This window comes from Streptomyces sp. NPDC049541, from assembly GCF_044465725.1.
Taxonomy (GTDB): Bacteria; Actinomycetota; Actinomycetes; order Streptomycetales; family Streptomycetaceae; genus Streptomyces.
Genome location: NZ_JBITLY010000004.1, coordinates 684,939 through 698,395, shown reverse-complemented (window position 1 = coordinate 698,395; position 13,457 = coordinate 684,939). Strand labels below are relative to the sequence as shown.

The window sequence follows — 13,457 nt, the reverse complement described above, 5'->3', positions numbered from 1 at the left end:
GGAGATTACCGAGCCGGAACATGCCGATACGCACCCTTGTGCGATGCGGCGGGAGGGTCTTGGGTGGGACGAGTGCTGCCGTCCGGGTACCTGACGGGCCGGGCCGACGGCACGGTCGAATCTCAGGAGGTTCCCGACATGTCAGATACGTCGAGCGCCGCTCCGGCGAGCGACTGTAAGGAGCCCCGCACCGCCCTCACCCCAGCCGAGGTGGAGGCACTGGTCCGGGGCATCTGTTTCAAGACCGGACCGCCCCGCACCGTCGGGGTCGAAGTGGAATGGCTCGTCCACGAGCTGCGCACACCGCAGCTCCCCGTCACACCCGAACGACTCGAAGCGGCCTACGCCGCACTGCGGACCGTGCCCCTGAGGTCGGCGCTCACCGTCGAGCCCGGCGGCCAGCTGGAGCTGAGCTCGCCGCCCGCCACCTCCCTGATGGAGTGCATCGGTACCGTCTCCGCCGACCTCGACGCCGTCCGCTCGGTCCTCGCCGGGCAGGATCTCGGACTCGTCGGCATCGGCCACGATCCCTGGCATCCGCCCCGCCGTTTCCTGCACGAGCGGCGCTACGACGCCATGGAGACCTGCCTGGACCGCACCGGCCCGTCCGGGCGCCGCATGATGTGCACCTCGGCCTCCGTCCAGGTCTGCCTGGACGCCGGACACGAGGAGCCCGGCCCCCTCGGCCACGGCCGCCGTTGGTGGCTGGCGCACCAGCTGGGCGCGGTCCTGGTGGCCGCCTTCGCCAACTCCCCGCTGGCCCGACACGAACCCACCGGCTGGCGCTCCACCCGGCAGTTGCTGTGGCTGGAGATCGGTCCCGGCCGCGCGGGCGCACCCCCGCTGGACGGCGATCCCCGCCGGGCCTGGGCCCGGCACGTCATGGACGCGCCGGTGATGTGCATACGGGGGGACCACGGGCCCTGGGACGTTCCGGAGGGGCTGACCTTCCGGGAGTGGACCAGGTCGGGGGCGCCGCGACCGCCCACCCGCGAGGACCTCGACTACCACATCACGACGCTGTTCCCGCCGGTCAGACCGCGCGGCTTCCTCGAACTGCGCATGATCGACGCACAGCCCGGCGAGGACGGATGGATCGTCCCGCTCGCCGTGACGAAGGCGCTCTTCGACGACCCGGAGGCCGCGGAGACCGCCTATCGCACCGTGAAGCCCCTGGCCGAACGGGCGCTGACGCTGCCGGCGCCGCACAATCCGCTGTGGATCGACGCGGCCCGAAGCGGCCTGGCCGACCCCGAGCTGCAGGAGGCGGCCGTCACCTGCTTCACGGCAGCGCTCGAGGCCCTGCCCCGGCTCGGCGCCACCACCAGGGTGACGGATGCCGTGTCGGCGTATCTGGACCGCTATGTCAGCCAGGGCCGCAGCCCCGCCGACGACCTGCTGGACCAGGTGCGCGGCACCGACCGGCGCCCGCACGGGAAGGACCTCCGCACATCATGACCGACCCCGCCCTCGACGAACCCTCGATCGACGCCGAGACCCTGCGCGAGCGGGCCCTGACCACCCTGACCACCGCTCGCGCCCGCACCACGCTCCTGACCAGCTGTGTCGAGGAGCCCGACCTGACCGCGCAGCACTCTCCGCTGATGTCGCCGCTGGTGTGGGACCTGGCGCACATCGGCAACCAGGAGGAGCTGTGGCTGCTGCGGGCGGTCGCCGGCCGGGAGGCGATGCGCCCCGAGATCGACGGCCTCTACGACGCCTTCGAGCACCCGCGCTCCGAGCGGCCCTCGCTGCCGCTGCTGCCACCCGCCGAGGCCCGCACCTACGCGGCCGAGGTGCGCGGCCGGGTGATGGACCTGCTGGAGAACGCCGACTTCCACGGCACCCGGCTCACGGATGCGGGCTTCGCCTTCGGGATGATCGCGCAGCACGAGCAGCAGCACGACGAGACGATGCTGATCACCCATCAGCTCCGCAAGGGCCCGCAGGCCCTGACCGCCCCGGACCCGGAACCCGTGCCGCTGTTCACGGGCCCGGCCGAAGTGCTCGTCCCGGGCGGCCCGTTCACCATGGGCACCTCCACCGAGCCGTGGGCGCTGGACAACGAACGCCCGGCGCACCGGCGCGAGGTGGCGTCCTTCTACATCGACACCACTCCGGTGACGAACGCCGCCTACCAGGCGTTCATCGACGACGGCGGCTACGACAACGAGCGCTGGTGGACGGCGGCCGGCTGGGCGCACATCCGCGAACACTCCCTGCACGCCCCGCTGTTCTGGAAGCGTGACGGCAAGCAGTGGCTGCGGCGCCGCTTCGGCGTCACGGAGGCCGTACCGCCCGACGAGCCGGTCCTGCACGTGTGCTGGTACGAGGCCGACGCCTACGCCCGCTGGTCCGGACGCCGGCTGCCCACCGAGGCCGAGTGGGAGAAGGCCGCCCGCCACGACCCCACGAGCGGCCGCTCGATGCGCTACCCGTGGGGCGACGCCGACCCGGCGCCCGAGCACGCCAACCTCGGGCAGCGGCATCTGCGCCCGGCCCCGGCCGGCAGCTACCCCGCGGGCGAATCCCCGCTCGGCGTACGACAGCTGATCGGCGACGTGTGGGAGTGGACGTCGAGCGACCTGGCGCCCTACCCCGGCTTCGAGGCCTTCCCGTACAAGGAGTACTCGGAGGTGTTCTTCGGGCCCGAGTACAAGGTGCTGCGCGGCGGTTCGTTCGCCGTGGACCCGGTGGCCTGCCGGGGGACGTTCCGCAACTGGGACTACCCGATCCGGCGGCAGATCTTCTCCGGGTTCCGCACCGCCCGCTCCGCGGGAGACGTCTGATGTGCCGTCACCTGGCCTACCTGGGGCCCGAGGAACCGCTCGGCCGCGTCCTCGTGGAGCCCGCCCATGGCCTCTACCGCCAGTCGTGGGCGCCCCGGCGGCAGCGGTACGGGACGGTCAACGCCGATGGTTTCGGGGTGGGTTGGTACGCCGCGGGCGACCCGGTGCCGGCCCGCTACCGCCGGGCCGGGCCCATCTGGGCGGATCTGTCCTTCGCCGACCTGGCCCGCGTCGTGCGCTCGGGGGCGGTTCTGGCCGCCGTACGGGATGCGACCCTGTCGGGCGCCGACGCGGAGGCCGCGGCGGCGCCGTACGCGGCCGGTCCCTGGCTGTTCAGCCACAACGGCGCCGTGAAGGGGTGGCCGGGCTCGCTGGCGCCCCTGGTGGCAACCCTGCCCGCGGTCGACGTGCTGTCGATGGAGGCCCGCAACGACTCGGCGCTCGTGTGGGCGCTGGTTCTCGCACGGCTGCGCGCCGGCGACGACGAGGCGCAGGCGCTGGCCGACACGGTCGTGGAGGTCGCCGAGGCGGCCCCCGGCTCCCGCCTCAACCTGCTGCTCACCAACGGCGAAACGATCACCGCGACCACCTGGGGCGACACCCTCTGGTACCTGTCCCGGCCCGGCCGCGGCACCGTCGTCGCCTCCGAGCCCTACGACGACGACCCGCACTGGCAGGAGGTCCCCGACCGCACCCTGCTCGCGGCGAGCCGCACCGACGTGCTGCTCACCCCCCTCAAGGAACCGAGCGACGCCTCGGCCCCCGCACTGCCGAAGGAGCCCCGTACGTGAGCCCGTTCCTTCTCACCCGCACCCTGCCCGAGGACGCCACGGACGCCGCCCTGCGCGCCGACGTCCTGCACGGCCTCACCGGCACCCCCAAGACGCTGCCGCCGAAGTGGTTCTACGACGCCCACGGCAGCGAGCTGTTCGAGCAGATCACCGAGCTGCCCGAGTACTACCCGACGCGCGCCGAGCGGGAGATCCTCATCGCCCGCTCCGCCGAGATCGCCGCGGCGACACGCGCCCGCACCCTGATCGAACTCGGCTCCGGGTCGTCGGAGAAGACCCGCTATCTGCTGGACGCGCTGAGCGAGCTGCACACGTACGTGCCCGTCGACGTCAGCGAGAGCGCGCTCACCCAGGCCGGGCAGGCGCTCGTCGCCGAGCGTCCAGGCCTCCAGGTCCATGCGCTCATCGCCGACTTCACGGCGAGCGTGACGCTGCCGGACACGCCGGGCCCCCGGCTGATCGCGTTCCTCGGCGGCACGATCGGCAACCTGCTGCCGGTCGAACGGGCAGCCTTCCTCGCCTCGGTCCGCTCCCTCCTGTCCCCCGGTGACGCGCTGCTGCTCGGCACGGACCTGGTCAAGGACGAGCAGGTGCTGGTCCGGGCGTACGACGACACGGCCGGAGTGACGGCGGCCTTCAACAAGAACGTCCTGGCGGTCGTCAACCGCGAGTTGGGCGCCGATTTCGACCCGGACGCCTTCGACCACGTAGCCCTGTGGGACAGCGCCAACGACTGGATCGAGATGCGCCTGCGCTCGCGTGCAGCGCAGTCGGTGAAGATCCCCGCCCTCGACCTCGCCGTCGACTTCGACGCGGGCGAGGAGCTGCGCACCGAGGTGTCGGCGAAGTTCCGCAAGGAGGGCGTACGGAGCGAACTGTCCGCGGCGGGGCTGGAGCTGGCCCACTGGTGGACAGACGCGGAGGGTCGGTTCGCGCTGTCGCTGAGCGTGGCGCGCTGACCTCTGCACCCTGGGCCCGACAGCCGTTCCCGGCGGTCGGGCCCGTCGGTGGTGAGTGGCCCGACAGCCCTTGCCGACGACCGGGTCCCATAACCTCGTGCAGGGAGATGTCGGATGCCGCGAGGAGGCCATGGTGCTCGAGAGGGGCACGCGGTTGCTTGCGGGCGCCATGCTCGTGGCCTGCATGCTGCTCGTCGGCCCCAGCGTCCCGGGCGGCGCCCTCTTCGCCAGGTCACTGCCCGCCGACGCCGCCACGGATGTCGTACCGAACCGGGTCATGACGTGGAACCTCTGCAACCCCTGCGAGGCGGGCAACGTCGACCGGGCGGCGGAGATAGCCACGTATGCGCCCCAGGTCATCGGCCTGCAGGAAGCGTGCGTGAGTGACGTCGAGCGGATCCGGTACTACCTGAAGCGCCTCTACGGGCTGGTCTACCACGTCGAGTACGGGCCGGTCCTACGGAGTTGGGGACGCTGCGGTGGGGCGCCGTGGAGTCCGGGAGGTTTCGGCCAGGCGGTCCTCTCGGCGGCGCCGATGACGGACCGCGTCACCGTGGAATACCCCGACGGCGGCTCCGAGGGCCGTGGCTACATGGCCGTCACCACCACGGTGGACGGCCGACCCATCCGAGTCTTCAACACCCATCTCGCCCAACGGCGTCAAGAGGCAGTCCGCGCGGAACAGACCGCCGCGCTCGCCACCGAGGTCGCCCGGCACGACCGCGCCATCGTCCTCGGCGACTTCAACGCCGTACCGGACGCGCCCGAACTGGCCAGGATGTGGGCACTGGCCGCGGACGCGGACCCCCGGTGCCGCCCCTCGCCCGTCGGCACCTGCGAGCCGACCACCGACTGGTCCAGCAGGTTCGACTACGTCTTCCTGCGAGGCATCGCCCCGCTCGCGCACCGGGTGCAACCCACCTCGTACTCGGATCACCACCTGCTCTTCGCCGACCTGGACGCGACGTAGGCCCATTCACCGACTTCAGCAGTCGACACATCCTTCGAAACATTCGAGATATCCCGCCCAATGACGGTCCAGATATCCGTTCCTCTGGCAGATAACTGCTGCCCAACTCTACGAATGTTTCGCGATCAATGCCGAAACCATTGACGCTTGACGGGGACAGGCCAACACTCTTGGAACCAAAACCCGGCCTCAGTCCGGCCTCGGACGACGAGGAGGAACCCGCACATGGACATCGCACCCGCACACACGATGAGCCGCAGGGGCGCCTGCGCGCTGCTGCTGGGCACCACCGCGGCGCTGGCCCTGCCCGGCACCGCCCGCGCCGCCACGGTCGTCACCACGAACCAGACCGGCACCGACAACGGCTTCTACTACTCGTTCTGGACCGACGCCCAGGGCACGGTCTCCATGACCCTGAACTCCGGCGGCAACTACAGCACAAGCTGGAGGAACACCGGCAACTTCGTCGCCGGCAAGGGCTGGAGCACCGGCGGGCGCAGGAACGTGAGCTACTCGGGCAGCTTCAACCCATCCGGCAACGGCTATCTGTCGCTGTACGGCTGGACGTCGAACCCGCTCGTCGAGTACTACATCGTCGACAACTGGGGCAGCTACCGGCCCACGGGGGCGTACAAGGGCACGGTCTCCAGCGACGGCGGCACCTACGACATCTACCAGACGACGCGGTACAACGCGCCGTCCGTCGAGGGCAACCGGACCTTCAACCAGTACTGGAGCGTGCGGCAGTCGAGGCGGACCGGCGGCACCATCACCACCGGCAACCACTTCGACGCCTGGGCCCGCGCCGGAATGCCCCTCGGCAGCTTCAAGTACTACATGATCCTCGCGACCGAGGGGTACCAGAGCAGCGGCAACTCCAACATCACGGTGTGGGGGTGAGCACCGGACGAGGTCTCCCGTTACGTCCCTGGACGACGACGCTGGCCGCCGTCGCCCTGGCCGCAACCGGCGCCCTCACCCTCCACGCCGCCCCGGCGCAGGCCGCCACCTGCAACGGCTACGTCGGACTCACCTTCGACGACGGCCCGTCCGGCAACACACCGGCCCTGCTGGGCGCCCTGAGGCAGAACGGGCTGCGGGCCACGATGTTCAACGAGGGCCGCTACGCCGCCGCCTACCCGGCGCAGGTGAAGGCCCAGGTCGCCGCGGGCATGTGGGTCGGCAACCACAGCTACACCCACCCGCACCTGACCCAGCTCGGCCAGGCGCAGATCGACGCGGAGATCTCCCGCACCCAGCAGGCCATCTCGGCAGCGGGAGGCGGCACACCGAGACTGTTCCGGCCGCCGTACGGGGAGACCAACGCGACCGTGAAGACCGTGGAGGCCAAGTACGGTCTGACCGAGGTCCTCTGGCAGGTCGATTCGCAGGACTGGAACGGCGCCAGTACGGACGCGATCGTGGCCGCCGCCAGCCGGCTCACCAACGGACAGGTCATCCTGATGCACGACTGGCCCGCCAACACGGTCGCCGCGATCCCCCGTATCGCGCAGGGCCTGGCCGCCCGCAATCTGTGCGCAGGCATGATCTCGCCGCAGACAGGCCGCGCCGTGGCCCCGTCCTGACCGGGACCACCCGCACGAACACCGGCCGCCATCCCGGTCACGATCCGACGGGGTGGCGGCCTTCGACGACCAGCATCACGACCAGTACGGCGACGAGCAGCAGGACGTAGGCGAGGGAGTGGACGCGGTCCGGGACCCGGGCGGTGAGCCGCCTCGCCGACGCGATGGTGGGCAGCGAGCCGAGAAGCAGTGCGGCTCCCGCGGTGAGGTCGACGTAGCCGAGTTGGCCCGTGCAGGCCGGTGCGGTCGGGGCGAGGGCGTAGACGAGGGTCGCGGCCACGGCGACGGGGACGCTGAGCGGGTTGGCCATGGCGGTCGCCTCGGCCATGGGCAGGCCCCTGCGGCGCAGCAGTGGGACCGTCATGACGCTGCCGCCCACGCCCAGTCCGGCGGCCACGAGACCGATTCCGGTTCCGCCGAGGGTGGTCGTGGCCCGGCCCAACGGCTTCGGGCGCGTGCGGTCCGCAACCGTGAGGAAGCCCTTGCGCAGCAGACTGTCGGCGATCGTCACCAGCAGGTAGGCGGCGAACAGCAGGCGCAGTGCCGTACCGCCGATCAGGGTGGCCGCGAAGGACCCGGCGCCCGCGCCGACCGCGATGAACGCCGCCAGCGGCCACACATACGCGCGGCGCAGTCGGCCTTGACGCCACTGGGCCAGCGCCGCCGCCATCGAGTTGACGACCATGACCGCCGCCGAGGTCGCCACCGCGATGTGCATGGCGTCCGCGGCGGAACACGCCGTGACGCTCAGGACGCCGTAGACGACGGGAACGGTGATGAAGCCGCCGCCGAAGCCGAAGAGGACCGTCGTCAGGCCGGTCACGCAGCCGAAGAAGAGGAGGGTGGAGAAGGAGATCAGCACTGGTCAAACGCTAGGGATCAGGTCATGTGGCGGGCAATCGTTGAACTGCCGTTCTCCTACGCGCAGCAGACACAACGCGTGGCCGTGCGTAGTCTCGCGGCATGCGCAACATCCCAGTCGCTGAGGTGGACGACCTCGGCCGTGCCGTGCTGGCCATCGGCACCGACTACCCCCGCGAGCATCTGCTCGTCTGGCACGAGCACCGCCGTGCCCAGGTCCTGTATGCGGCCACGGGTGTCATGCAGGTCGAGACGGACGACGGCAACTGGACGATTCCCACGGCCCGCGCGGTGCTGATCCCGCCCCTGACCAGGCATCAGGTCACGATGACGGGCGTCAGCACCCGCAGTCTCTACATCGAACCCGCCGCCGTGCCGTGGTTTCCCGCCCGCTGCCAGGCCGTGGATGTCTCCGACCTGCTGCGGGCGCTGATCCTGGCCGCCGTCGACATGGACCCGTGCTACGCCGAGCACAGCCGCGACGCGGCACTCGCCGCCCTCCTCCTGCACGAGCTCAGGCACCTCGCCCCGCTGCCCCTGGATGTGCCGTTGCCGTCCGAGCCGCGGCTGCGCGGGCTGTGCGAGGCGTTCCTGCAGAAGCCGGACATCCACGACCCGCCGGCACGCTGGTGCGCGGCCCTCAACATCAGCGAACGCACCCTCGCCCGCCTGTTCCGCAGCGGCACCGGTCTGAGCTTCTCGCAGTGGCGCCAACGCGCCTGCATCCTGCGCTCCCTGCAGCACCTCACCGCGGGCATGCCCGTCACCCGCATCGCGGCCCTGCTCGGCTACGACAACCCCGCCGCCTACACGGCCGCGTTCAAGAAGCTCCTCGGCCGACCACCCACAGCGCACAAGCCACAACCGACCCCATGAAAAAGGCGTTATAGGGGCACCGGGTGAACGGTGGGCGGTAGGCGGGACGTAAAGACATATGCCGGGCCTGCGTCGAACGTCAGGCGATCCCGTAGCGATAGGACGAACTTGCCGAACACGGTTTCCCCGACATCCGAAGACCCGCCACGGAGGTCCCTGACCGGCAACTGGCCCGTGGCCAGGCGTCTGCGGGCCGTGCTGCTGATCCCCGTCATCGTCGCCCTCGTCCTCGGCGGCATCCGGGTCAAGCACTCCGTGGACACCTGGCAGGCAGCCGACGATGCGGTCCGGGTGGCCGAGTTGGTGCAGGCGGCGAACAAGTACGCAAGCGACGCGATCAACGAGCGTGATGTGTCGGTCATCCCGCTGCTGAGGGGCGAACGGACCGCCGCCGCCGTGGTGCAGGCCCGCAGGACCACCGACGAGGACGCCGAGGCATTCGACCGTGCCGTCGACCGCATGCCGCAGAACTCCGGCCTCCTGCGGCGCGTCGGACTGGTCCGCGCCGGCGAGAAGCAGTTGCCGACGGTGCGCGCGAACGCCTTCACCTCACGCCTGACCGGCGTGCAGACCGAGGAGAGCTACCACCTCGTCCAGCATCCCCTGATGGAGATCTCGAACGAGCTGGGCTTCGGCAGCAACAACCAGGCCAGCTTCGGCCGCACCCTCTACGCCATCTCCCTGACCCAGGCGGCCGAGTCCCTGATCCGCTCCATCGGCACCCATCTGCTGGCCGAGGACCGCGGCACCCTCGCCCCGGGCGAACTGGACAGCCAGCTCGCGTCCTTCCGCTCGTACGCCTACCTCGAGAAGGTCGCGCTCCAGGAGTACGCGGGGGCCGGCACCGCCGACGACATGGCACGGCTGCGCAAGGCACTGGCGGACGCGGCCGCGCAAGGCCAGCAGCAGCGGGCCGACGCAGTGGCCAAGGCAAAGGCGGCGGGCCGGAGTTACGTCACCCCACCCGACCTGGACAAGATGGTCGGGGAGATCGCCGCCGGCCGGACGACCGCGCAGCTCACCGCCGAGGGCATCACGCCCGAGTCGTTCTTCGCCGCGTCCACGCTCGGCTTCGACGCCTATCGGAGCATCGAGGTCCACCTCACCGACACGGCCCTCGCGGGCGCCCGCGACATCGCCGACGACGCCCGCCGTGACGCGATCATCAACGCGGTGCTCGTCATCGCGTCGGTGCTCGTCGCCTTCCTCCTCGCCGCCTGGGTGGCGCGCACGATGACCCGCCGGATGCGCCGGCTGACTGCCTCCGCCATCGAGATCGCCGGGCAGCGGCTGCCCGCACTGATCACCCGGCTCTCGCGGGCCGCACCCGTCCAGGTCGACCCCCGGGTCGCCCCCATCCCGATCACCAGCACGGACGAGATCGGCGAGGTCGCCCGCGCCTTCGACCACGTCCACCGCGAGGCCGTGCGGCTCGCCGCCGAACAGGCCCTGTTGCGCGGCAACATCAACACGATCTTCAGCAACCTGTCGCGGCGCAACCAGTCGCTGATCGAGCGTCAACTGGCCCTGATCACCCACCTGGAGGACCACGAGACCGACCCGGACCAGCTGGAGAACCTGTTCCGGCTGGACCACCTCGCCACCCGGGTCCGCCGCAACGGCGAGAACCTCCTCGTGCTCGGCGGTGAGAAACCCGCCCACCAGTGGGACCAGCCCCTGCCGCTGATCGACGTCATCCGTGCCGCCTCCTCCGAGGTGGAGCAGTACGAGCGCATCACCTTCTCCGGCATTCCGGAGGCCGAGATCCACGGCCGGGCCGTGACCGACCTCGTCCATCTGCTGGCCGAGCTGCTGGAGAACGCCACCTCGTTCTCCTCCCCGCACTCGGAGGTGCGCGTGACCGCCGTCCATCTGCCGGACGGCCGCATCATGCTCGAGATCCACGACCAGGGCATCGGCCTGCCCGCGGAGGACTTCGCGATGATCAACCGCAAGCTGGCCGATCCGCCGACCGTGGACGCCGAGATCTCCCAGCACATGGGACTGTTCGTGGTCGGCAGACTGGCCGGCCGGCACGGGATCCGCGTCCAGCTGCGTCCCGCAGGCGAGCAGTCCGGAACGACGTCGCTCGTCATGCTGCCGGACACGATCACCTACCGGACGGCGGCCGAGGAACCCGATACCGAAACGCTGGTGCTGGCCGCCGTGAAGGAGGCCTCCTTCACCCCCGGGGAAGCGCCGCCGGCCGGGCTCGACGGGTTCCAGGGGTACGAGGCCTGGAACGACCGCCCGGCCGACACGCCACCGCCCAGCCGCGACGAGGCCGCCCGCAAACCGCGGGCCAAGGGCGCTCGCTCGCGACGGCGCGCGCGCCGCACTCCCAAGCAGGAAAGCAGCCCGGACGTGTCGCGCTCCGTGCCGCCTTGGGGCACGGTGGAGTGACGCGTGACGCAGGTGTCACGGAGAGGAGCACCCGCATGACGAACCACACCTACCGGGTCACTGAGATCGTCGGCACCTCACCCGACGGAGTCGACCAGGCCATCCGCAACGGCATCACCCGCGCCTCGCAGACCCTCCACAACCTGGACTGGTTCGAAGTCACCCAGGTCAGGGGCCAGATCGAGGAAGGCCGGATCGCCCACTGGCAGGTCGGCCTGAAGGTGGGCTTCCGCTTGGACGAGTCGGCCTGACGGTGGGTTCGGCGGCCGCCGAACCCACCGGGCGGACGGCGCACTGCGGCCGCGCTGAGCCTGCCGGGCCCACCAAGCCCCATGGGCCCCCGCAGACAGGCGCCAGCATGCCGGGCAGGAGGCGCCCACCGGGGCGGCCGCGAGGGCCCGCCGGTCGTCGCACTGGTGCGTGACGAGCCGGGGCACCTCAGTCGGCCGCCGAGGAGAAGCCGGGCGGCACATTCCCTGGCCGGACGGACCCCTCAGGTCCGCCCCTCCACCTCCTGCGCCCTCTCCAGGGCGGCCGACGGGGCCGTCCAGTGGGCCCGTACGACCGCGAAGCCGGCCCGTTCGGCGTCCCCGCACACCAACTCGTCGTCGTCCACCAGCACGCGGACCTCCCGGGTGCGGGCCAGGCTGCGCAGGATCTCCAGCTTGGTGCGGCGGGCGGGCCTGCGATCGTCGTTGCGGCGCATGTGGACGTGCCCGTCGGGCAACCCCTGCGCAGCGAGCCAGTCCAGCGTGTCGCGCCGGCAGCGCTCGGGCCGGCCGGTGAGATAGACGATCTCGCACTCCTTCGCGCTCTCCCGCACCAGCGCGATGCCCTCCGGGATCGGCGGGTCGTCCGGTGCGGCGGCGAAGAACGCGTCCCAGTCGCGCGGCTTGCGTTCCAGGAACCGCTGGCGGTGGGCCGTGTCGGCGAGGGTGTTGTCGAGGTCGAACACGGCGATCGGGCGCTTGCTGCTGTCGGTCACACGCCCACCCTAAGGATTGGTCAGCGATGGGCGGCCAGCACTGCACCGAGGCCTTCCTGCAGGTCCTTGACGAAATACTCCGGAACTTCCAGCGACGGGAAGTGTCCCCCGGCTTCCGGCGAACTCCATCGGACGATCTGCCGGTACCGCTCCTGTGCCCAGGGACGCGGGCACTTCTCGACGTCGCGGGGATACATGGTGACCGCTGACGGGACGTCGACCCGGAGTTCCGGATCGAGCGAGTGGTGGCTCTCGTAGTAGATGCGGGCCGCCGACGCACCCGTCCGCGTCAGCCAATACAGGGTGATGTCGTCGAGAACGCAGTCCCTGGAAATCGTCTCGAACGGGCTGGACTCCCAGTCCGACCACTCGGCGAACTTGTCGAGGATCCAGGCGAGCAGGCCGACCGGTGAGTCGACGAGCGCGTACCCGATGGTCTGAGGCCGGGTCGCCTGCTGCTTCGCGTAGGCCGCCCGGTGACGCCAGAAATGACGGGTCTCCTTGGCCCACCTGCGCTCGCCCGCCGTCAGCCCGTCCGTCGACAGCCCGGGCGGCCCCTCCGCGAACGTCGTGTGGATACCGAGAACGTGCGCCGGGAACCTGCCGCCGAGAACCGTGGTGACATTGCCTCCCCAGTCACCGCCGTGGGCCAGGAACTCGCCGTATCCGAGCCTCCCCATCAGTTCCACCCACGCGGCCGCGATCCTTTCGGTGCCCCACCCGGTGGTGGCCGGCTTGTCGCTGTAACCGAAGCCCGGCAGCGAGGGGACCACGACGTGGAACGCCGGCTTATCCGCATCTTTCGGATCCGCCAGTTCGTCCACCACATCGATGAACCGAGCAATGCTGTCCGGCCAGCCGTGCGTCATGAGCAGAGGAGTGGCGTCCGCACGCGCGGATCGGCGGTGCAGGAAGTGGATTCCCAGATCGTCAATGGTCGTACGGAACTGGCCGATCGCGTTGAGGCGCTCTTCGAACGACCGCCAGTCGTACCCGGTGCGCCAGTAGTTCACGACGTCGACGAGGACAGCGAGAGGAACGCCTTGTTCCCAGCGGCGAGGGCCGGGCATGGCGGGATGGACCGTCTCGGCCTCCGGTAGCCGCGCCGCGGCCAATCGCGCGCGCAGATCATCGAGGTCGGCGTCAGTCGCGTGGGCTTCAAATGCTTGTACGTCGTCGGCTGGACGGGACATGAGACCTCCTGGCCATTGCGGAACCGGCTAAGACGGTTCTAACA

At 70.7% G+C, this 13,457-nt stretch carries 13 protein-coding genes; 10 read left to right on the top strand and 3 right to left on the bottom strand.

Features of this window, described 5'->3' with window-relative positions:
- Positions 1 to 138 precede the first annotated feature (138 nt).
- The 7 genes from egtA to ACIBW9_RS19010 all read left to right on the top strand — a co-directional run bounded on the left by egtA (position 139) and on the right by ACIBW9_RS19010 (position 7,095).
- Positions 139 to 1,458 (top strand): ergothioneine biosynthesis glutamate--cysteine ligase EgtA, encoded by a 1,320-nt coding sequence (gene egtA, locus ACIBW9_RS19040; protein WP_398956387.1) that lies wholly within the window; start codon positions 139 to 141, stop codon positions 1,456 to 1,458.
- On the top strand, positions 1,455 to 2,789 hold the full coding sequence (gene egtB / locus ACIBW9_RS19035; protein ID WP_398956385.1) for an ergothioneine biosynthesis protein EgtB: 1,335 nt from the start codon (positions 1,455 to 1,457) through the stop codon (positions 2,787 to 2,789). Before egtA ends, egtB begins: the two co-directional genes overlap by 4 nt.
- Entirely contained in the window at positions 2,789 to 3,580 is a 792-nt protein-coding gene (gene egtC / locus ACIBW9_RS19030; RefSeq protein WP_398956383.1) for an ergothioneine biosynthesis protein EgtC, read from the top strand. The genes egtB and egtC overlap by 1 nt, the downstream gene beginning before the upstream one ends.
- Entirely contained in the window at positions 3,577 to 4,539 is a 963-nt protein-coding gene (gene egtD / locus ACIBW9_RS19025) for an L-histidine N(alpha)-methyltransferase (protein ID WP_398956380.1), read from the top strand. The genes egtC and egtD overlap by 4 nt, the downstream gene beginning before the upstream one ends.
- 130 nt (positions 4,540 to 4,669) lie before the next feature.
- On the top strand, positions 4,670 to 5,509 hold the full coding sequence (locus tag ACIBW9_RS19020; RefSeq protein WP_398956378.1) for an endonuclease/exonuclease/phosphatase family protein: 840 nt from the start codon (positions 4,670 to 4,672) through the stop codon (positions 5,507 to 5,509).
- A gap of 225 nt (positions 5,510 to 5,734) precedes the next feature.
- A complete protein-coding gene (locus tag ACIBW9_RS19015; RefSeq protein WP_398956377.1) occupies positions 5,735 to 6,409 on the top strand; it encodes a glycoside hydrolase family 11 protein in 675 nt (224 codons plus the stop codon).
- Entirely contained in the window at positions 6,406 to 7,095 is a 690-nt protein-coding gene (locus ACIBW9_RS19010) for a polysaccharide deacetylase family protein (protein WP_398956375.1), read from the top strand. The genes ACIBW9_RS19015 and ACIBW9_RS19010 overlap by 4 nt, the downstream gene beginning before the upstream one ends.
- 37 nt (positions 7,096 to 7,132) lie before the next feature.
- On the opposite strand, the gene ACIBW9_RS19005 is transcribed toward ACIBW9_RS19010, so the two are convergent.
- A complete protein-coding gene (locus ACIBW9_RS19005) occupies positions 7,133 to 7,957 on the bottom strand; it encodes a sulfite exporter TauE/SafE family protein (RefSeq protein ID WP_398956373.1) in 825 nt (274 codons plus the stop codon).
- Positions 7,958 to 8,058: 101 nt separating this feature from the next.
- Here ACIBW9_RS19005 and ACIBW9_RS19000 point away from each other — a divergent pair, with 101 nt between their 5' ends.
- The 3 genes from ACIBW9_RS19000 to ACIBW9_RS18990 all read left to right on the top strand — a co-directional run bounded on the left by ACIBW9_RS19000 (position 8,059) and on the right by ACIBW9_RS18990 (position 11,486).
- On the top strand, positions 8,059 to 8,832 hold the full coding sequence (locus ACIBW9_RS19000) for an AraC family transcriptional regulator (protein ID WP_398956370.1): 774 nt from the start codon (positions 8,059 to 8,061) through the stop codon (positions 8,830 to 8,832).
- 174 nt (positions 8,833 to 9,006) lie between these two features.
- Positions 9,007 to 11,235 carry a nitrate- and nitrite sensing domain-containing protein gene (locus ACIBW9_RS18995; RefSeq protein WP_398956368.1) on the top strand — a complete coding sequence of 743 codons (2,229 nt, stop codon included), beginning with the start codon at positions 9,007 to 9,009 and terminating at the stop codon, positions 11,233 to 11,235.
- Positions 11,236 to 11,270: 35 nt separating this feature from the next.
- Positions 11,271 to 11,486: a dodecin gene (locus ACIBW9_RS18990; RefSeq protein WP_099933078.1), complete on the top strand. Its 216-nt coding sequence runs from the start codon at positions 11,271 to 11,273 to the stop codon at positions 11,484 to 11,486.
- A gap of 242 nt (positions 11,487 to 11,728) precedes the next feature.
- Here ACIBW9_RS18990 and ACIBW9_RS18985 read toward each other — a convergent pair whose 3' ends face one another.
- Entirely contained in the window at positions 11,729 to 12,220 is a 492-nt protein-coding gene (locus tag ACIBW9_RS18985) for an HAD family acid phosphatase (RefSeq protein WP_398956366.1), read from the bottom strand.
- Positions 12,221 to 12,240: 20 nt separating this feature from the next.
- Complete coding sequence (locus ACIBW9_RS18980) at positions 12,241 to 13,413, bottom strand: epoxide hydrolase family protein (RefSeq protein WP_398956364.1); 1,173 nt, start codon at positions 13,411 to 13,413, stop codon at positions 12,241 to 12,243.
- Between the last annotated feature and the right edge of the window lie 44 nt (positions 13,414 to 13,457).

Bases quoted from the DNA above. Each gene is read 5' to 3' on its own strand.
- ACIBW9_RS19015 (WP_398956377.1), top strand. From the start codon at position 5,735: ATGGACATCGCACCCGCACACACGATGAGCCGCAGGGGCGCCTGCGCG.
- ACIBW9_RS18980 (WP_398956364.1), bottom strand. From the start codon at position 13,413: ATGTCCCGTCCAGCCGACGACGTACAAGCATTTGAAGCCCACGCGACT.
- ACIBW9_RS19020 (WP_398956378.1), top strand. From the start codon at position 4,670: ATGGTGCTCGAGAGGGGCACGCGGTTGCTTGCGGGCGCCATGCTCGTG.
- egtA (WP_398956387.1), top strand. From the start codon at position 139: ATGTCAGATACGTCGAGCGCCGCTCCGGCGAGCGACTGTAAGGAGCCC.
- egtB (WP_398956385.1), top strand. From the start codon at position 1,455: ATGACCGACCCCGCCCTCGACGAACCCTCGATCGACGCCGAGACCCTG.
- egtC (WP_398956383.1), top strand. From the start codon at position 2,789: ATGTGCCGTCACCTGGCCTACCTGGGGCCCGAGGAACCGCTCGGCCGC.
- ACIBW9_RS18990 (WP_099933078.1), top strand. From the start codon at position 11,271: ATGACGAACCACACCTACCGGGTCACTGAGATCGTCGGCACCTCACCC.
- ACIBW9_RS19000 (WP_398956370.1), top strand. From the start codon at position 8,059: ATGCGCAACATCCCAGTCGCTGAGGTGGACGACCTCGGCCGTGCCGTG.